At 45.9% G+C, this 20017-nt stretch carries 12 protein-coding genes and 3 pseudogenes; 2 read left to right on the top strand and 13 right to left on the bottom strand.

Going from position 1 to position 20017, the window contains the following annotated elements; translation table 11 throughout:
• Positions 1-264: 264 nt before the first annotated feature.
• The 10 genes and pseudogenes from ACJHYD_RS19720 to ACJHYD_RS19675 all read right to left on the bottom strand — a co-directional run.
• Complete coding sequence (locus ACJHYD_RS19720) at positions 265-1179, bottom strand: fimbrial protein (RefSeq protein WP_000520696.1); 915 nt, start codon at positions 1177-1179, stop codon at positions 265-267.
• Between the two features lie 59 nt (positions 1180-1238).
• Positions 1239-1742, bottom strand: a complete 504-nt coding sequence (locus tag ACJHYD_RS19715; RefSeq protein ID WP_001551116.1) for a fimbrial protein — start codon at positions 1740-1742, stop codon at positions 1239-1241.
• A 12-nt stretch (positions 1743-1754) separates the two neighbouring features.
• Positions 1755-2285 carry a fimbrial protein gene (locus ACJHYD_RS19710; protein WP_001551117.1) on the bottom strand — a complete coding sequence of 177 codons (531 nt, stop codon included), beginning with the start codon at positions 2283-2285 and terminating at the stop codon, positions 1755-1757.
• Positions 2286-2298: 13 nt separating this feature from the next.
• Positions 2299-4950: a fimbria/pilus outer membrane usher protein gene (locus ACJHYD_RS19705; protein ID WP_001551118.1), complete on the bottom strand. Its 2652-nt coding sequence runs from the start codon at positions 4948-4950 to the stop codon at positions 2299-2301.
• A gap of 41 nt (positions 4951-4991) precedes the next feature.
• Positions 4992-5702: a fimbria/pilus periplasmic chaperone gene (locus ACJHYD_RS19700; protein WP_001551119.1), complete on the bottom strand. Its 711-nt coding sequence runs from the start codon at positions 5700-5702 to the stop codon at positions 4992-4994.
• Between the two features lie 362 nt (positions 5703-6064).
• Entirely contained in the window at positions 6065-6628 is a 564-nt protein-coding gene (fimA, locus tag ACJHYD_RS19695; RefSeq protein ID WP_001296758.1) for a type 1 fimbrial major subunit FimA, read from the bottom strand.
• A gap of 433 nt (positions 6629-7061) precedes the next feature.
• Positions 7062-7328, bottom strand: a pseudogene (locus ACJHYD_RS19690) (helix-turn-helix domain-containing protein); the annotation flags it as partial.
• A gap of 402 nt (positions 7329-7730) precedes the next feature.
• The gene (locus tag ACJHYD_RS19685) at positions 7731-8534 is read right to left on the bottom strand and encodes a carboxymuconolactone decarboxylase family protein (protein WP_000843778.1); all 804 of its coding nucleotides are present in this window, start codon (positions 8532-8534) and stop codon (positions 7731-7733) included.
• Positions 8535-8549: 15 nt separating this feature from the next.
• Positions 8550-9245: a putative quinol monooxygenase gene (locus ACJHYD_RS19680; RefSeq protein WP_001552076.1), complete on the bottom strand. Its 696-nt coding sequence runs from the start codon at positions 9243-9245 to the stop codon at positions 8550-8552.
• A 145-nt stretch (positions 9246-9390) separates the two neighbouring features.
• Positions 9391-9651 (bottom strand): annotated as a pseudogene (locus tag ACJHYD_RS19675) (aldo/keto reductase); the annotation flags it as partial.
• 314 nt (positions 9652-9965) lie between these two features.
• Here ACJHYD_RS19675 and ACJHYD_RS19670 point away from each other — a divergent pair.
• Both ACJHYD_RS19670 and ACJHYD_RS19665 read left to right on the top strand, forming a co-directional pair.
• Positions 9966-10974, top strand: a pseudogene (locus tag ACJHYD_RS19670) (ISNCY family transposase); the annotation flags it as partial.
• A gap of 214 nt (positions 10975-11188) precedes the next feature.
• A complete protein-coding gene (locus ACJHYD_RS19665) occupies positions 11189-12541 on the top strand; it encodes an SIR2 family NAD-dependent protein deacylase (RefSeq protein WP_001551127.1) in 1353 nt (450 codons plus the stop codon).
• A 199-nt stretch (positions 12542-12740) separates the two neighbouring features.
• Here ACJHYD_RS19665 and hipA read toward each other — a convergent pair whose 3' ends face one another.
• The 3 genes from hipA to ACJHYD_RS19650 all read right to left on the bottom strand — a co-directional run bounded on the left by hipA (position 12741) and on the right by ACJHYD_RS19650 (position 19933).
• Positions 12741-14063: a type II toxin-antitoxin system serine/threonine protein kinase toxin HipA gene (gene hipA / locus ACJHYD_RS19660; protein WP_001551128.1), complete on the bottom strand. Its 1323-nt coding sequence runs from the start codon at positions 14061-14063 to the stop codon at positions 12741-12743.
• On the bottom strand, positions 14063-14329 hold the full coding sequence (gene hipB, locus ACJHYD_RS19655; RefSeq protein WP_001296726.1) for a type II toxin-antitoxin system antitoxin HipB: 267 nt from the start codon (positions 14327-14329) through the stop codon (positions 14063-14065). The genes hipA and hipB overlap by 1 nt, the downstream gene beginning before the upstream one ends.
• Before the next feature lie 183 nt (positions 14330-14512).
• The gene (locus ACJHYD_RS19650; RefSeq protein ID WP_001551129.1) at positions 14513-19933 is read right to left on the bottom strand and encodes an ECSE_1600 family autotransporter; all 5421 of its coding nucleotides are present in this window, start codon (positions 19931-19933) and stop codon (positions 14513-14515) included.
• Between the last annotated feature and the right edge of the window lie 84 nt (positions 19934-20017).

The following is a 20017-nucleotide window of genomic DNA, read 5'->3' as shown; positions in this document are numbered from 1 at the left end:
GATTATCGTCAACATGGATATATAAGAGTAGGGGACTACTCTCTTTCTATTTTAATCTATTATCGTTAAACAAAAGATTAAATACGATAAATTAAGCATCATCTCTCATAGTGTTTAAATTAACATATTTTTCAATATAAAAAATAAGACTCTGGCTTCAATTGTGCGCGGATTTTCTTACAGATGTAGGATAATAGCCTTCACAAAATAAATATCCGCGCAATTTTCGTGAATGGAGCGCATAGACCAATGTCAAAATCACAATTATTCATAGATAAAAGTGACACCAATGACTGACTGGACGGTTCCGGCTGCAACCTTGTTTCCTGTTTGTCCATAGGTTGCGCTTAAACCCAGAGGTACTTTGCTTTTATTTACTGTCCCCAGGGAGACGTTTTCTCCCGTAGCCAGTATTTTTCCATTACGCATCAGAGAGACACCCACTCCCGATGCTTTTGTTGCATCTGGTGCTGTGTTAGCAAACACTTGTCTGGCACTGTCAGTGGTAGCACCCGAAAGATAAAATGAGAGCTTTTGTTCACTTGAGCAATATACGCCAAGGGGTATTTCTGCGCTTCCAGGAAAGTCCGGGAGATTCACGTTGACATTACGACTATCAACGGTGCAGCCGCCTGTTGGCATAACAACACTGTTATTTGAAATAATATTCCACGTAAAATTACGCGGATTTCCACTTCCTAACGTGGCAATTTTATACATATGAATACGGGCAATAACTTCCCCGGCTTTTATGACAACTCCACCGGCCGCACCGACTGGGGTAATATAGAGTTTTAACGGTAATGGCATCGGTGTCTTATCACCAATATCTAATACATTAGTATTTGTCGTCAACGGGAAGGGGTAGGTCACATTATTCCAGTACAGCGATCCTTTATATGACTGTAGAGAGCCTGCGAAAGCTGAGCCTTGTACCAGGTTTATATGATCAGTGTCGTACCAGCCGCCGTAATCATTCCAGCAACTTATGTGCTGAGACAAGTCTACAACCAGATTCTGGCCCGGTTGTATTACAGGGTCGAGATTAACATAAACAGAGGTTGTACCTGCTCCAATACTTGACCCGCCATCGACATTACAACTGAAGGCAAAAACTTTGCCTGCCATTAATAGAAGATAAATACCGAACAGAAGCTTCATACTTATTGTTTTACCCATGATATATCCTAAGGTTAAAAAATTGATTTAAAAAGGAGGCTAAGAAAATCGAATCGACGTTATTGCCAGGTGTAGATCACATTGATTAGCGCCTCGATCGTTCCCTGGCTTGCGTTTCCATTCACCGTGATAGCTCTTGCCTTAAGTGGAAACTGTGCATTACGAGTGATCTCATCAACAATAACCGTTTTGCTATCGCCATTTTTTAACGTCGCATCCTGGTCATCCCTTAGCTCTATCTGAATATTTTCGGCAGTACCTTCATTTTTGTAATAACCCGTATTGTCAGTTGAACCTGTCACGATTGCCGTCACTGCACTTGTTTCAACCGGACAATCGGTTAATGACAAAGTAATATTGTGCCAGCCTGATGCAGAACCAGGTTGTTGCAGATTGCGCGTATAAAGATCCCCGAGATTAACGTTAGCTTCTTTGGTTTGAATAGTGCAGGGTTTAGCGACTACCCGACCATTAACAGTGATAGTGACATCGGCGGCCTGGAGAGTTACTGTGAATAACGCGCAAAACGTAGCTAACAGGAACCTCTTGTGAAGTCTTTTCATATCTGACTCTGATTATTGAAATTCAAGGGTAAAGGTTGCCGAAGCCCTCACCAGTCCCGGATTGACGGACTTCTGAGTTGACTTCAGACGAGCGGAGTAAGGCAAAATATTGTTCTGTTCTGGTATCAGTGGGATCCACTGCATCCCGGCATGAAGGTCATTCAATTTCACCGGACGCATATTTCCGTCCAGTATTTCTATACCCAAACCGGAGGCCGTATTGCTTCCTTCATCCAGTTTCAACAGAGTATTATTTTCTGCATCCTCAATACCGTTAAATGCAACCCGAACCCCCGTTGTCTCTTTACTGCATTCACTTAACGTAATCTGAAAAGGGACGGCTGGACTTGTGCTACCGGTCGTTGGAAATTGTCTGGCACTGTTTTTTTGGAGATCTACGGTAAAATTAAGCGAATCCGATGAGACTGTGCAGCCATAATCGAGGACGCGCCCGCTAATTTTAATAACGCTATCTGCGGATAAAGCAGAATAGGTGGTTAACCCCAGACATAAACCGAGGAAAATAATGTTATTGTATTTCATAATCTATTGTTCCTTAGCGACAGATTGCTGTCTGCTGGTTCAGTAAGGTACCAGGAGAAACTTCAGGAAGCTTGTACTCGACAATACAGTTTGAGTTTTTATCTTTGCCCCATGAAACCTGTAATTTCCCTGACTGTGGAAGTCCAGTCAGATAAACCTGACCGTTTTCCGCGACAATGCTGCCATTTTTATTCTCACCATGTATGACAATTGCACCGAATGGAACGCTCTTATTACCGTACTTCAACGTCATTAATACTTTCCCGCCGATTTGTGCATTAAATGTTGCTCTGGCAATAGCACCGTGAGTTGGGATGACAGTGACAACGGTTTCATCCAGTTCAACATTATCTGCAAGGGAATTCGCGTTAAGAGCGACACGATTTTCTCTATATTCTGTCGCAAATGGTAATATGGCATAGCCACGCCAGTCGGTATGAATTCCGGTCTGGTTCTCTATTTTGACATTATCAGCGCCAGGAGCCTTAACCAGAACCATTGTGTCGCCCAGCGGCTGACCAAAGGTGATGCCATCAGCATGAGCAATAATCCCACCACTCATTCCGTAATAAATCTGGCTGCTGTCACCACTCCGACTGTAACCGACATTAGTATTACCGTAAGCTCCACGATAATTAAGAGAACTGTAACCACTGGTGGCAGACGATGTATTACCCCCGTGGGTGTTACCGACCTGAACGCTATAATTCAGGTTATTATCCGGCAGCAGAGTGCCATAAACCCCCGATAGATTGGTCATGCCGCCTTTCAAATCGTTTGACATACTGTAACTGGCGTTTGAATTACGAAATGCCGACTGACTGTCTGTACGCATCCAATGACTGAAGGGAACATTAAGCGTAAAAGCAAGTAAATGATCCCGATCGTTTTGCCATATATTATTGGAATAGCTGTAATTCAGCGAAGTCGTAATATCACCAAACGGCACATTTAATCCAAATGATATTTGCTGGTCGCTGCGTGACGTGTTCCAGTAACTTTGGCGACTGGCACTGAAAAATGTCGTACCGTAATTTCCAAGCTGCTGAGAGATGCTTATTTGTTCCTGACCACGCTTACTGTAGAACAGATTAAAATAATCAATAAATTGTGTCTGCTCATTGCTGTCTCCGGTAGGAGGCTTGACGGTGTAACCACTCATTCGACTGTAGGCACTGTCGGATAAGTTATAAAAACCTTGCGTAGAATAGCGATATCCTGCGACCTGGATATTGGTTCCCGTCTGGTAGAAGGATTTGCTGTAGACGGATTTAATCGATTGCCCGCTGTGACGGGTGCCATCTGCAAGTGTCGTATTGGCCTGCGTGATATCGAAAGAAAAGGCACCAAAAAGTCCTAAATCTTTACCAATACCAAGGTTGAAGGCTTGATAATCTTCTGCAATTTGCATTCCGCCATAAGGTGTCCAGTTTCCTTCCAGTCCATGCATCAAGCTACCTTGTATGAACTTGGGGGAGCTTTGCAGGTTATTTCCACTACGATATTCCCCCATGGCAAGCGCATAACGCGTATATCCAGCACGTTGGAGAACCGGAACAGACGAATAAGGAACATATAATGTCTGAATACTGCCGTCTGCCTCTTTTATGGTTACTTGCAGATCACCACCATTGGCCGCAGAGTTGATATCATCAATAGTAAAAGGGCCGGGTGGGACAGTAGTCTGATAAACATCGTATCCATTCTGTTTTACACTCACTTGTGCGGTGCCGCGGGCAATACCATGAATCACCGGAGCGAAACCATGTTGGCTATCGGGCAACATCGCTTCTGTTGAATTTATTTTGAGGCCACGAAAGTTCACACTATCAAAAATATCGCCATCGGTATAACTATCACCTACCGTTAAGCGTGAGCGTAAGGGAATAATGTCACGTTCAGCCGACGTATTGATGTGCTGCCATTTATTGCTGTCAGATGAATTGCTACTCCCACTGTTATAACTCCACGTTGAGTTATCGCGCAGTCGCCAACTACCAATGTTGATGCCACTCTGTAAATTCAAATATGCATAGTTGGATTTTCCTGCATTATGGTTACTACGATTATTAATAGAATTACCATTAAAACTATAGTTTAGAAGCCCAGCATTTATTCCTTCTTCCCACAGATCAGGAGAAACATAGCCGCGAGCCATTCTGCCAACATAAATTTGCGGAACGGAGAGTGACAAATGTTGCTGACCAACATCAAACTCAGTTGATGCGTCGGCCAAACGATCCTGAAGTGGTGTGCATGCGCTGTTGTCCGGCACATGTTTTTCTGCCAAATGTTCTTTATTGTCTAATAACGCTGATTTTTTTATGCCAAGACTGACAAGAAGATCTGTACTCAGGCATGGGATGAGATCTGCGTTATTATCATCTGCAATAAAAGTAATATCCCGACTAGTCATAAATTCGTCGTTCAAATAAATGTCGACCCGATATGTACCAGGTGGTGCCTCGCGTCCCTTAGTAAAGGCGGATAAATCGACAGATTCAGCAAGATCATTGCTTAAAAACCGTGGATTAAAATAATACTCTGCGTCAACGGGAAATACCGCAGTTGCTAAGCCAAGGGCAATGGTAAGCCGTGCAAAGCGAGGCAGTAGTAACACCTGATGCATACGATATGCCTTAAATGCGGCACGAAAGGCTGTCATTTTTAATTCCGATTGAGTTTATTATTAATTAGGTCACTGGCTTATTGCATGGTTGCCTTAATACGCGGAGTTAATGCACCGTAATCATTGATCGTCTGAAAACTGATATCCCCGGTTGCAGCATGCGGGATATCCACCGATACTTCACCTTTTGGCGGCACCATGGTGTTTGGGAGATTGCTATTTCCTGCTTTCATATTTGTTACGGTAATGAAGTAGGGCGTTGGATTAATAAGAGTGAGTTTGCTGCCGCTGCGACGAAACCGAAGCATTGCAGGCGCTTCTTCAGGTGCCATTGCCAGGTTCGTGGGGCGATAAAACATTTTTATGCGGCTAATAATTGCCAGCTGTAATGTATTCTCATTCTTCTGATCTTTTTCCATAGCAGGAATAGCTTTAACATTAACCCAGAACAGGCTTTCACGGTCGCCTGGTAACTGATGATTAGTGGCGTTGATTATCCGCAGCGTATTCTCTTTTTTACCTTGCATGGAAAAAAGCGGTGGCGTAATGACAAACTGGGTGTCTTTTTGGTCACCCTCATTTTCTATCCATGACTGAATGAGATAGACACTGGCAGGATCATTATTCGTGACAGGCAATAAAACCTGTTTCTGGTTTGCCGGATAAATTACCCGCGTCGCACCCAGTGCGACAGCTGCGTTGGCAACGGTGCTATGGCAAGCAAAGAGCAATAAAAGTAACACTGTCGCCATAAAGGAAATAGAGTAGGGGGTACGCCTAGTTTGCATCTGATGCATTCTCCATGTGTTAAGAGGATAAGCGGGGAAACCGTTACATCAGACAATCGGTAAATGTTGCTAATACATTGGCGACTCGCCGGGTTTCCAGACTTAATGCGTTTGTAATAAATGTTGGTTCTCTTTTAATAGGAAAACCTTGCTACAAAGTAAATATTTTAAATAACAGTAAGTTTAACTACTGTTGTTTATTGATCGTTTAGATATTATGTGATTTTTTCATACCGCTCCAAAACACAAACTATTCCTCATTAATAATGAGATGAACATTGGTGAATTGCTCGGGTGTGCGTAGCCATGCCACACACACCCTGTTTCAATTTCAGATGACGTATAGCCACCTTAAGATTGAATTATAGATATTGAACTTTGAAGGTCGCATCAGCGTTTGCAGTACCAGCTACTGACTGCCCGAGAGCAATATAACGAGCCTGGAACGGCAGTATATTCGTGCCATCAATCAAGTCAGTTTTAGCGCTAAAAGTGGCACCATCAAGTATTAATACCTCACCCGTACGGTCCAAAATTTGAATACCGACATTTTGGGCAGAGCCTGCCGCTGAACTCTGCAGCGCTAACGTATCGTCATTACTGGTGACAGTAGTACCCAGGAATGCAACAGCTGCATTACTGGAAACATTGGTATCACAATCATTCAGCTTGATATTGAAGCCAACGGCGGAGCTGAGGTCACCCGCTTTAGCCAGACGAGAAGAACGGACCTGACCCAGCTCAACCGTTTGGTTCATTGATTCTGAATCAATCGCACAAGCGGCATTTACCACTTCACCTTTAAAATGAATAACACCGCCATTAACAGTGGTCGTTACTGATTCATCACCCTCGGCTGCGCTTACCGCAGCAGACGACATCGCCAACACAGAAACGACAATCATACCGACATGTTTGAGTTTCATAATTCTCCAAAATTTATATTTAAGTAGCTGAATAAAGAAAGTTAACAATTAAGTCATTCTGTTATTGCTTATAAAACAAGAATCATTCTTGATGGGATATTGCCCTGAGAATATAGTTTCCAGGGTTATTACATTTCACGAAGAACGATAATATCTTTAAATTACAAGGACACCTAATCACAACAAGTTTATTGCAGCACTTGTTGTAGAGGGTATTTGCAAAGACATTTTATGTCGCTAAATAACATTACGATTTCATTATGCATGTTATTTATAAACAGCGACTAAACAGAATATTATTGCGAACAAGGGAAGTGTCAGGAAAGGTCAAGAGCGGCCAATGGTTTATATGGCTATAAAATATTAGCTATGGTTAATGTTTGACTGGTGTAACTAACACGGAATTGCTCTAAACAGATAAGTGCAGGGTTTATTAAAGCTGACCGACAGACTTTCTTAACCCGGTAATATCTCTCTTAGGTGACTCTCCAAACATCCGCGAATATTCCCGACTGAAATGGGATAAGCTTTCGTAACCGACAGCATAGGCTGCAGTGGTGACATCGTAATGTTCATTCAGCATCAGTCGCCTGGCTTCATTGAGGCGTAGCCATTTCTGATACCGGAGTGGACTCATTCCCGCAAGCTGTCTGAAGTGTTGATGGAAAGTGGGGGTGTTCATTTGCACGCGGTTTGCCAGCCTGACTCTTCAACGCAGGGAAGATGCGGCAAACGGCAAACCTGCATACCAGCCAGCCTATATCCGGTATGCACAGGCCAATCATGAAAGAGGAGAGGCTTTATGTTCTGGAACCCTGAAGTAATAACGACGACTGGAAAATCGCTTCGCATCACTCAAATTCCATTTAACTATTCTGGGTTTGAGGGATATACATAATTGACTTCAGCACCAGAAACAGCATAACAAACTGTTTTAAATGGATATTAATCAAATGGCGATTCAAACTCACAGTTATGAACTCAGTTTTGGTTCATAACTGTGTTAAACGCTGTCCATAAATCACTCGATGTTACGCTTATTGGTTCATGAACTGTTCGTTCTAATGTTGTGATGTGCGTCAGGTTTTAGTGTTCGGTAATGTTACCTTTTACTCGATGATCGATTGTTTAGCACCTCTCCCACAACCGGAGCAGCGGTAAATGCGTTTGGCCAGCCAGCATAGAAGGCGGCCTGGGTAACGATCTCACCAGCTTCCTCAACAGAAAGTCCATTATCCATTGCTCTATTGAGGTGATAGCCAATCTGCGCGCTCTGTCCGGATGCGATTAAGGCGCTGACCGTAATCAGGCTTCTGTCGCGGGGTTTCAGCGCGGGTCTTTGCCATAGATCCAGGAAGAGTGGATCAGCAGTGAATTTAACCAGGCCTGGAGATATTGGGCCAACATTTTTTTCCACTGTCTCTGAACGCTGCTTTTCTGCTTCCTGATTGAGAGGAAGCAGGTCCGGAGAAGCGTCAGGAAGCGCATCTGGCGTGACGCCACGAGTTTCAAATACTGCTTTGGTCACGCTGACGGCTGACATTGCATTTGGCCAACCTGAGTAGAACGCCAGATGGGTAATGATTTCTGATAATTCCGCTGGCGTCACGCCGCTATCGAGAGCGACGTCAATATAGTGCTTAAGCTCGGCAGGCTGGTTGCGGGCAATCAGCATGGCGACGGTCACCACACTACGATCCCTCGGTGAGAGGGCGTCGCGTGTCCACAGATCTTCAGTAATAGCTTCGCGACCAAAGCGCGCGAGAGCCGGTGAGACGGAACGAATATCAGCTTCCGAAATCGCTGACGGTTCTATTTTCATCATAGCTTTACCTCTTGTTTCCTCAGCATTAGCAAAATCAGAAATAACAAGCGACATAGCCGCTGCTGCAAGTACGCTTTTCATGTTAATCCTTACTGGTCAACGTTGCGGCTCCTGTTTGATTCCGCCTTTGTTACGAAGAAATACCGGTTTTACCGGGATTGCGTCCTTCCTGGCGCTCATATGCGCCGTTTGCCTGAGGTAATCCAGGAAGTGCAGCGTTTGTCGGTGCAGTTGATAATCCTCCTCACTGGCGTAAATCTCATAGAAATACCAGCGTTTTGGAGTCTCTGAATCTGTACCGGCATACATGGCTAACACGCCTTTCTCTACTTTGAGCGACTCGACCATTTCAGGAAGGACGATGTTTCTAAATTCGCTCTGAAATTCAGGCTTTACTTCGACGATCACCAGATTATTGATAGTTCGTTCATTCGGTATGATGTGTTTGTCGCCCAGAAACTGTGGCTCCAGGGTAATTTTCTTCTTCCTGTCAATAATGTCAGGTGCACGAGCAGCGAATGCTTTGTATGGGGCGGCATTGAGATGTTTGCGATAAGCACGCTCATTTTCATAGAGTTCGAACATGAATGCCTGACCTGAATTGTCGCTGCGTTGCAGGGCATACATCGCCAGTGTACCTGCTTCATGATCAACCGAAGCGGAAATCGTCTGTCTGGCCACGTCTGCAAAGTCGTTGTCCCGATCGGGTCTGATGCCGAGCTCGAAGATATTCATCTCCGGCTTATTCGGCGCGTCCGGTTTTGTTGCAAAGACAGGGCTGCTTATTTGCATGCAAATTAAAAGCATAAAAGTCTTTTTCACGATGATCTTTTTACTGACGTTACTGTTTAAGACGTTCGATCAACTGGTGCTGGTAAGAACGTAACCGACCGCTACTGGCGCTCTCAAAGACGAGAGGAGGAAAAGTGAATAAGGGCTATCGCATCCAGACCTGCTTAACATCTTTCGTTTGCGGCGTATTTTGCGCCATGACCCCCGTCAGAACATGCGGCTGGTAGGTTTCTTCCAGAAACTGAATTTCCTCCGGACTTAGTTGAAGATTTACTGCGTTTACCGCGCCATCGACATGAGCTTTTTTTGTAGCCCCTACGACAGGTGATGTGACTTTTGTCAGCAGCCAAGCGAGAGATATTTCCGTCATTGACACCAGATGGCGTTCGGCCAGTTCGGCTACACGTCAGTGGATTTTACATACAAGGATAGCGCCCACATACTGACATCATTAATTAACGTTGGGTGAGGTTTACCGGGGGGAGGGGAAAGCGAACCAGGAGATGGAGGTGGCCAATCTGGTACGAACCGCCGCGTAGCTTGCACGGCAAGAGCTGCTGACTGATTCATCAGTTAAGCTACTGAAAGAGCGGAACACATGAACTTAAGAACAAACCCACCACATTTAACATAATATACATTATGCGCACCAAAATTATAGAGGCTCAATGCTAATGTTCTATTTGTGGCTCATTGGAGGCACTCAGTATAATCCGGGAGCACTACCGTGATTTTGGCCCCACGCTGGCGCGGGAAAAGCTGGAGGAAGTTCACGGTCTGGTCCTTGGAAAGGAAACCATCCGACGTCTCATGATAAACGCGGGACTCTGGATCCCCCGCAGACAACGCGCACCGAAAATTCATCAGCCTCGTTACCGGCGTCCTTGTACTGGCGAGCTGATACAAATTGATGGCTGCGACCACCACTGAATACGGTAAACCGATGATCCTCTACAGCGATAAAGCCAGCGTATTCAGAGTCAATAATAAGCACGCCACCACCGGTCTCGGCGATACCCAGTTTGCCAGGGCCATGCGCTGCCTTAATATTACTCCTTTGTGTGCTGAAACCAGCCAGGCAAAAGGCCGCGTTGAACGTGCTCATTTGACACTTCAGGACCGACTCGTTAAGGAGCTCAGGCTTAAGGGGATCTGTACAATAGAAGCGGCCAATGCATTTGCAGAAGAATACATGGCGGATTATAACCGGCGCTTTGCCAAAGAACCCTTGCATGATTTTAACGCGTACCGGCCGCTGGCATTAGACGATGACCTTGATGCAGAATTTACCTGGCGAGAGCCTCGCCGGGTATCAAAAAATCTGACTGTACAATACGATAAAATGCTCTATCTGATTGAGGACAACGAGTACAGTCGAAGAGCCATCGGCAAGTATATTGATGTCTGGCATTATCCTGACGGACATAAGGAGCTGCGACTAAATGGCGTGCTGCTACCCTACTCCACCTATGACCGGCTTTCTGAGGTTGAGCCCGTCGCCATTGTAGATAACAAGAGACTTGGCCATGTGTTGGATGTTGCCCGTCAGGTCCAGAGAAAACGGGACAATAATCGCTCACTATCGTTACCTTGTTCTGGTGATGAGCCTTCCCGCAGACGGCACGCGCCTAGCATCAACAAATCTCAGCGCTCACTGAACGAAGATGACCTACTTGAAACCATGATAAAGCTTCAGGGAAGCTCTGAGGCCATCTTTGGTAAAAGGTGAACTTGGCGGAAACCTCGTACTAACTGACCAACGGCGAAGTGTGCGCTATCTTTCGGCTATAGCAATCAAAGCCAGAGAAGATTTCTGAGAAATGCAAATAACTTCAATGATATTATATACAAAGGAAACCGAGGTAAAATTCGGGTGTCACAGAACCCCGAACCGCTCCGCGGCGATTTACTACTCCAGCATCTCACATCCTAAAGGCTAAAGTATGGACTTCTCTGAATATCAGACAGAAATAATTGAAGATATCAAATCATGTCTTGAAGGTTTACAGGTACAGCCAATTCTCTTTATGGGTGCAGGGGTATCTCAACGCTACTTGAAAGCTCCTGATTGGGAAAACCTGTTAAAGTATCTCGCTGAAACTTGCCCATTAATCACTCGCCCGTATGGTTACTACAGTCAAACAAGAAATGACAATAAACCAATGATAGCAAGTGATTTTTCTGAGTCATACGCTGAGTGGGCTTGGGATGTGGGGACATCTCGTTATCCTGAACAGTATTTCAATGGAAAAAGCTCTAAAGATATATATATCAAGCATGAGATTGCAACATTGTTGAATAACCTTTCAGACTCGGTTGATTTTTCAGCAATGGAGTACACTGAAGAAATTGAAAAGTTAAAAAAAGTAAGGCCCCATGCCATTATTACAACAAACTATGACGATCTGCTTGAAAAGATATTTGATAACTACCAACCGATAGTTGGCCATAATGTTGTGACTGTTAACTATACTACATACGGTGAAATCATGAAGATTCACGGCAGTAGTAAAGAACCAGAAAGCATCATTATAACAAATGAAGACTATGTTGAGTTTTATAAGCGTAAAAAGTATATCAGTGCAAAACTTTTAACATATTTCGTCGAGCATCCGTTGTTCTTCATTGGCTATAGTATTAATGATGAGAATATTAAAGCCATCCTGTCTGATATTGATGAGATAATTGCGCCAAATAACGCTTTGATTCCGAATATTTATTTGGTTTCCTTTAGTCCAGAATGTGAAGGTACAGGTTCACACCAGAAAGAGATTTTGATTGGTGTTGGTGAAAATAAAAGCATCCGAATCAAAGTGATCTATGCCAATGATTTCGGTTGGATTTATGATGCCCTATCGTCAAATACGCCAGAAATCAGTGTTAACCCAAAATTAGTCAGGGCGCTATTAGCCAGAACCTATACATTTGCCTCTCAATCTCTTGTAAAACAAGAGCTTCCATATGATTTTGAAATGCTTAAGAACATTGCTGAGCAAGATAACGTGTTAGCGAAACTTTATGGAATTGCAGAGTTAAATAATGGGCAAGCACTTAACGCAAGCTATCCCTACACCATATCTGAACTTGCAAAATTACTTGATATGGGATCTTGGCATTACGTCCATAAAGTATTAGAAAGAATACACAAGGAAACTGGTTTTAATATTAAATCCTCAGATAATAACTATCATGTGCTAGTGAAAACGGGGAAGGAAGGTGTTCATAAATATTCCCCCGCTGCATTCGAGTTAATCAAAAAAATCATTAATGGTCAGAAGTATAAACTCAAACCATAATTGGTTCGCATAATGACGTTATGCTAAAGAGGCCGTTGCGGGAGGGATTTTCGCAGCGGCCTTTTCAACATATGGACATTTCTAATGAGCCAGTGATTAGACATTTTCACTGAGCTTTGACAAACATAAACCAAGGGAGAATCCAGTCGTTGGCGGTCATGATTGTCCTGCTCATTAACAACGACCAAAACCCCATATCTTACTTAATACCGTATTCTCGGCTTAACCGGCCGTGCAACCTCAACACATTGGTTTCAACTGCCGTCACCACGTTCTCCGGAAAATCTGTCGGTAATGAAGTCTTCACGTTATCCAGTGCTGCCGGAATCATTCTGGCAAAGTCACTCAGGATTTCATGCATCTGCACTTCCGGAAATTTCAGCACCTTTGCTGTCGCCAGAAAATGTCGCGGATAAATTTTATCGATTGCCGTTTTTTTGCCTTTGGATGCGTTAACCCCCATTGCCAGTTTGAGATCGCTGATGTGTATTCCTGCGCCACCCAATACCGGAAATGCTGAAATGATGTCGTAAAATGGCGTGAGTCGATAACTGCCGCCAGCCTGAATAAATACGGAGAAGTTTTTTGCATGGCCATCCGTTGCGCCAATCAACCACTGGAACACCTGAAACTTCATAAAATCATAGCGATCTTTCAGCGCCTCGCTGGACCCCATCAAAAAAGCCATGATCCGCGCGATGCCTGGGCCTCCATCTGATTCATATTTCACCGATGAAGGTAAACCGAATGTCTGACACATATCCTCCTGTGGCAAGCGAAGTAAAACCGTTCGCTCAGCATTCCAACGCCTGTCAAAACGTTCGACCGCTAACGCGCGCACATTCCCCGCTTTAATGATTTCTGCGTCCGGCACATTCAACCCAAGTTCTTTCGCCAGCAGCAGACAGTAATACTCATTATCAACGCTTTGGCTGAGATCGAGCGTCGCATTGGGCTGCCTGATTTCGCCAATCGGTAATTTAATGATGTGCGTCGTCGGCGTTATTCCTTTCGGAATGCACCAGTCATTGCCTATTCTGAGCAGCGCTGTCTTCTCCTGCGCGCCAGCAACCGAGATGCGAAAGTCATTTTCTTCTCTAATCATGCCCAGAGGGATATCTGCTTTATAAGCCGTTAATACTTCTTCAAGTCTGGCTTCAGTAAGCTTTTCCCATGCCATTATCGGATGCGTTACGGTTTCATCTTCGGGTATTAACGTCACGGCACCAACGCTGTCTCGCCCTATTTCTGACAATAAATCAAACGGTTGTCTGGATTTGGCATGATAACGTTTAACGATCCGGTCACGTACAATCGGGCTATCGGGTAACAGGTTATCGAAGAAGTTAAATACGGCATCAGAGGTGATATTCCCCCTCTGCAATGGCAGCGAAAGTGATAACGGTCTGGCATAACGGTTGGCTAACCACTCCGGTGCATACTTAAAGGTGTGCGCGCCATTGGCTAACTTCGTTAACTCGCCTACCCGCTGGTTGTTCATCCAAGTGACAAGTTTAGGCATTACCACTCCAGATCTTGCTGTTCTGTTGATTCTGGCGAGGCATTTTTCGTGTCGCATAGCGTCATTGAGAGTTCAAGCGACTGTAAAATCTTAAAAAATGTCGTCAGCGTGGTATTGTCAGGGTTGTTTTCGAAATTGGAAATTGTCGCCTGCTTAATGCCGATTTTTTTCGCCAGCTCGCTCTGCGTCCAGCCATTTTGCTGACGAACCAGTTTCATTGCATTCGCTAATTGCGTTGGGCTATAGATCTTCTGAAAGCTCATCATGTCATACGTCCACAGCATATTTATCCGCTCAAGGGGATATTATCAGTTTTATCCTTTAGTGGGGATAAAGTCAATCAGGAAACACATCTTATCCGCTGTACGGGATAAACGCTGCGATATCCGCGATCGCGGATAAAAGGAAGGCTTAAGCCGCATGCCATCTCGACATGCGGCTTATACGGTTTACCAGCTATATTTCACTCCCAGCATGCCCTGAGTATCGCTATAGCCTTTATCACCTAGTTGCACACCGACATTCCCCCACAGGCTAAGGTTGTTATTTACTTTCGCCTCAACCCCGGTACGTACTTCACCGAGATTACGCGCACCATCACGGCTTACGGTTTGACCATTCATCTTCACTGCGTAGACTTTGCTGTTGTTGATCCAGTTCGCTTCAATGTAAGGCTGGAACTCACGCTGTTTACCATCGTCACGCTGGTGATGGCTGTTCAGGTAGGTTTTCACCCCAAGTCGCGTTTGCACGTTTCCGTCGCCTTCCGTTTCAATGCGTGTTCCGTCTTTCCGGGTATGGTCAGAATCTTTCACACCCATCCAGGTGATTTGTACCTGTGGCTGGACGTACCAGGTATTCAGCGTCCCTTCGCTGCCGCTAAAAGTTCCCGCTTCAAAGGTATACCCACCCTCAACAGAGGCCGTCACACCGCGAGAATCATAGTCGTCAGCAGAACGGTTATCGGAACTGACGCTGTTATCAAACCAGTTATACAGCGCCCAGCTGTCAACATAAGCGCCGGTCTTATTCGCATCGTTCTGATACCAGGTCGCGTACAGTCCTGCGCTGTAACCGCTGATGCGCCCATCCGATTTATAACCCACACGATTACTCTGAGTATTACTGTGCTGATTGGCGTAGCCTGCCATCACGCCAAGATGCCAGCGATCCTGCGCGTTGCTACTCCACTGCGCCAAATCGCCGCCTAGCTGCAATACATAGCGGTTAGCCTGAGTATTTAGCTGGCCGTCACCGGTCCTGAAACGTTCGTGCCCCCCGACATGACGCATCCACATACTGCTTGCCGAACCCTGAGAATGCAGTGAATCTGTATACTGCGGCTCACCCAGACGGTCGTGTAAGCGATGGCTAAACAGCGAGTTGGCTGCGGCAATGTTGCTGATATAGCTTCCGGCCTCCGGGCGATAAACTGATGGGCCTTCCGGATCCACAACAGGGGGATTATTGATGGGATCGGGTGTATCCGCTGGCGTTACGCCATCCCATTTACTGGTCAGATACCAGTTTTTCTCGTCATTCCCCTTCCCTTTAGCCAGCGTGTAGACGTAAGCCCCAGCTTCGACAGTTCCGGTGGTCAGCGCGAAGTTACCTGCAGAATTACCGCCGACCTCAATGAGTTCAATACCGTTGACCGTTTGTGCACCGACGCCGCCAATGTTATCAACCCGAACGCGAGTATTCCCTTGGGTATCGCCTTTCACGTTCATCTTATCGGTGGGCGAATTATCGCCGCCCAGCGTCGCGTTGAACGTCATCAGGCCATTGTTTCCGGTATAGTTACCGTTAACGGTCAGTACATTCCCCGGTTTCCCCCCTTCGCTGTTCATTTGAACCGTGCCACCATTCTCCAGGTTACCGCCGACAGTGGTTTTAGCGACACGCAGTGTCCCCCCTGGCATAACGTTCACATCACCTGCAGTGGTGACATTTCCCGACATCACACCGCTGTTATGGATATTAATGTGCTGACTTGCCATATTAATGGCAGAGTCGGAACCGAAAGCAATTTCACCACCCACGATATCCGTCGTACCCTGATACGCCGCGGAATCTTTGTTAAGAGTCAGGATCCCGGTACCCAGTTTTGTCACATCACCGCTACCGCTGATACTGTGCGTCATCGCCCAGCTACGCTCAGTGGAGATGGTGAGCAGGCCATTATTGATAACGGAAGCATCACCCAGGTTTTTCTGCTCGTTGACGCTGAGCGCGCTGCCTGTATCAATGTTGAATTGCCCCACAAAGCGGCTATTATCGCCATCCAGCTCTACGTCTGTCCTGGCTGTTGCGCTCACGATACCCTTCCCGCTTATGCTATTACGCAGTTCGCCAGTCACGTTTTTTAGCGTTAACAGACCGTCATTGGCAATATTTCCTCTGCCTAACCCCTGCGTATTATCGAGGCTGACTTCCGCATTTGGGCTAACGCTGGTTAACGCATTGTAGCGTGCATTAAGCCCCTCGATAGCCAGTGTTCCACCTGTAACATTCAGGTTTCCGCCACCTGTCAGTTCGCCCTGACTGATCCCACCTTTATTCACCGTCAGCGAACCCTCTTTGAACAAAACAGTCGAACCTATCAGTCCGGTGAATGCCTCTACCGTCTGCTCCGATCCATTAAGATCGACGATGGCCGCGTTGCTGATGTTCAGTTCCCGGGTGTTGCCAAGTGCACCATCCGCATCGGTACGTAATGTCCCCATCTGAACGTAGGTTGCCCCCTGATAGTCGTTCTGACCGTTGGAAAGCGAAACCTGTCGCACCGTATTGATTGCCAGATCCCCTTCACCACCGATTTTTGCCGACATATCGGCCGTTGCGCCATAGGCTCCGCCATGTTCGGCTAACGTCAGCTTTTGCCCACCATGGATGTTCAGCGCTTTCAGCCCATAGTTAACGTACAAACCATCACCTGGTGCGGTCGTGAGGCGGAATCCATAATCACCCTCGGCGACCACCGTTCCGTTTTGCGCAATATGTAACGTTTTGTCCGCTTCCACCTCGTCGCCCTGTAAATCACGTAACGTTAATGAGCCACCCGACCCAATAACCGTTTGCGCCTTCACCAGTTGAACGCCGACATGACTATCATCGTGTTCCAGCAAATTGAGCGTCGTCAGAGGGTTATTCGCCATGGGATCATTCCACGGTTTAGGCACGTCGATAAGCACGTCGCCCGTCCCGTTTACCTGATAGTTACGGCCTTTCCAGGTGTAGTCACCCGCGCCGACAACCAGTGTATCGACGCTGATATATCCCTCCGCAAGCGTCGCAGCAGGTATATCCGTATCGAAAGTGAGCGTACCGCCATTCATGGCTAGTCCACCAATGGATTGCTCTCCCACTTTTACCGATGTGGTATTTTCACTGTCAGACTGCAGCATCGCGTGAGTAAGCGCAGCGGTGTTGTCGCGTTCCAGTGCGAAGGTACTGTCTTTCAGTTGGGCAACACCGGCGAATTCAGTCCCTGCTGCATGGGTAAAGCCAAACATTTTGTCGGAGGATGACAGCTGCACTCGCATCAAGCCATCGCCTTTGAGCGCATTGGTCAGCGTGTAATCTCCCGCACTGTTCGTTGATGCGAGAATGTCGAGCGTACCGGGGCTTGCAATGGTTACTTCACTCGAACCCATGCCAGTTACCCCATCTGCCGTATGTGACGCAATGGTCAGGAGGCCGCCATTGACCAACGTTTTACCGCTATAAGTATTCCCTGCATTGAACACCGTATGGCCTGCATCATGCATCACTTTTCCGTCTTTATCGTCACCCGTAATCAGCATATCGACCTGGTAGCCGGCATCACTGTTATTGGTATGATTAAAGACAAAAACGCCTTCGCCAAGACCAAACTCCACTTTCGTCGCATTGGTGATAAATCCGGCATCTGCCGCCGCCTCACCGTGAGCAGTACCAATGTTTAGCGTTCCTACAGCAGGCGCAAAAACACCTAAGTAAACTTCTCCACCTTCGACATTCAGCGTACCGTTATTCGTCAGGGTTAACGTACCTGTGCCAGTCGTCCCTACGTTCATATTGAATGTTTCAAGAAGAGAGTTCTGCCCATCCACCCGCACGTCGCCCTTACTTTTGTCATTGAGAGCTATTTGTGTATCACGCGCTTTAACTATACCTCCGGTGGTAATATTCAGTTCACCCGCGCCTAATACACCGACCTGTAGCAATTGGGCGTTAGTAGATGACGTTTTTAAATTCCAGAGACTATCCGTTGAAATATTAACTATCCCCTTACCGGAGGCATTTCCTCCGATAAATCCATAGCCCGTTGAATTAAGAGTGGCACCATTACTGACATTTACGATGCCGCTACCAAAATTACCGACATTGATACCTACAGTATCGAACAATGATGTCGCATCCATCAGGTTCAGTGTGCCGATACCGCTTGCTTTATCGCCCAAAAAAGTAATATTTTGCGATACGAACTTACCGCCATCGCTGATATTGAGGTTTCCGACGCCCGCAACACCAATAGTGGTATAGACATTCTTATTGACCTCCCACATCCCCCCCGTGGTGATGCTAACCTTCCCGACGCCGGTTTCTCCATAACCGAGTGAGCTTCCTCCGTTGCTGACAACAAGCCCCTCATTACTGATATTCATTTCGCCGTGGCCGTCATAACCAAGATTAGTTCCGAGATTAGTGATAACGGAGTTCTTATCCTTAACAGTAATGTTGCCTGTGCCTGTTTCTTTCATCCCCGCAGTGATAATTCCCGAATCTACTTTGCCTTCACTCGAGACATTAAGTTCACCATCGCCAGCATCACCGATATAGATATAGCGGAAAGCTTCGCCCGTTCCGAGGAAATTCCAATGCCCTTTATCAGTCACGTTGACGACACCGTGGGAACCGTCCTGAACGCCCACCAATGAATATTCTTTGTTATTAATCAGTCCATTATTGGAAATATTGACTTTGCCATTACCGAAATATCCATTATAGAGTCTGCGTACCGTGATGACAGAGTCTTGATCCTGCACATTCAGGGTTCCGATACCGGTGGCATTGCCACCGATAATCGTATTTTCAGCCGTAATCAGCCCCCCCTCGCGAATAATCGCTTCCCCCGTCCCTTGATTGCCAATTTGAAATTCAATTGAGGAATCATTATTTTTTATTAGCCACTCGCCACCCTTTTCAACGACAACCTTACCATTGCTGTTCGCCTGATATCCTACAATGGCGACGATTGAACTCGTGACGTAACCCTTATCCGTAATATTTAATGAGCCTGTACCGTAACTCCCTATTTCGAATAATTCGGTCGTCAGAATCGAGTCCTCTCCCTCAACATTGACCGTCCCGACGCCTCCTGTCGAAGAACCTATCCTTAAATATCCTCCGTCAACGTGCCCCTTCTGTTTAATATTCAGCATCCCCGTTCCGGATTGGCCCACATTTAAAGGCCTTGCATTATTTCCGCTATCATACAATCGCCAGGTGCCACCCAAAACATTAACGGTGCCCTTCGAGTTCTCATTACCACCAATGACGCTGGTAGTAATAGTGGTTAAGGAGGCATTACCGCCAGCCCAAATATTAAGCACTCCAGTGCCATACCAGCCAACCAGGTAGGCATCATAAGCAACATCAGTATCAATATTGGTAATCTGATCATTATCAACTTCCAGACTCGCACCAGACGCTGAACCGCTTAGTGCCAGCAAAACACCCAGCGTCAATCTACTGAATTTCGTTGTCAGTCCAGAGGATTTACGCAAATTAACCGTTGATGTTTTACCTACCCTGCGAGTCAATTCCGAGCAGGCCTGAAATACCTGTAGGGTGCAATTCCATATCACGCGATAGATTCTATTCATATAAACGCTCCATATACAAACAATACAGCCACGAAAGAGATGAGTCGTCAGACATTAAAAATGAAACTTATTAAATTGTCAGAG

Source organism: Escherichia sp. WS1368, assembly GCF_046487485.1.
In the GTDB taxonomy this organism is placed as follows: Bacteria; Pseudomonadota; Gammaproteobacteria; order Enterobacterales; family Enterobacteriaceae; genus Escherichia; species Escherichia coli.
This window is presented reverse-complemented; position numbering and strand designations above follow the sequence as displayed.

Coding starts and splice junctions, on each gene's coding strand:
- ACJHYD_RS19685 (WP_000843778.1), bottom strand. CDS start 8,534: ATGAAAAGCGTACTTGCAGCAGCGGCTATGTCGCTTGTTATTTCTGAT.
- ACJHYD_RS19650 (WP_001551129.1), bottom strand. CDS start 19,933: ATGAATAGAATCTATCGCGTGATATGGAATTGCACCCTACAGGTATTT.
- ACJHYD_RS19720 (WP_000520696.1), bottom strand. CDS start 1,179: ATGGGTAAAACAATAAGTATGAAGCTTCTGTTCGGTATTTATCTTCTA.
- hipA (WP_001551128.1), bottom strand. CDS start 14,063: ATGCCTAAACTTGTCACTTGGATGAACAACCAGCGGGTAGGCGAGTTA.
- ACJHYD_RS19715 (WP_001551116.1), bottom strand. CDS start 1,742: ATGAAAAGACTTCACAAGAGGTTCCTGTTAGCTACGTTTTGCGCGTTA.
- fimA (WP_001296758.1), bottom strand. CDS start 6,628: ATGAAACTCAAACATGTCGGTATGATTGTCGTTTCTGTGTTGGCGATG.
- ACJHYD_RS19680 (WP_001552076.1), bottom strand. CDS start 9,245: ATGCAAATAAGCAGCCCTGTCTTTGCAACAAAACCGGACGCGCCGAAT.
- hipB (WP_001296726.1), bottom strand. CDS start 14,329: ATGATGAGCTTTCAGAAGATCTATAGCCCAACGCAATTAGCGAATGCA.
- ACJHYD_RS19700 (WP_001551119.1), bottom strand. CDS start 5,702: ATGCAAACTAGGCGTACCCCCTACTCTATTTCCTTTATGGCGACAGTG.
- ACJHYD_RS19665 (WP_001551127.1), top strand. CDS start 11,189: ATGGACTTCTCTGAATATCAGACAGAAATAATTGAAGATATCAAATCA.
- ACJHYD_RS19705 (WP_001551118.1), bottom strand. CDS start 4,950: ATGACAGCCTTTCGTGCCGCATTTAAGGCATATCGTATGCATCAGGTG.
- ACJHYD_RS19710 (WP_001551117.1), bottom strand. CDS start 2,285: ATGAAATACAATAACATTATTTTCCTCGGTTTATGTCTGGGGTTAACC.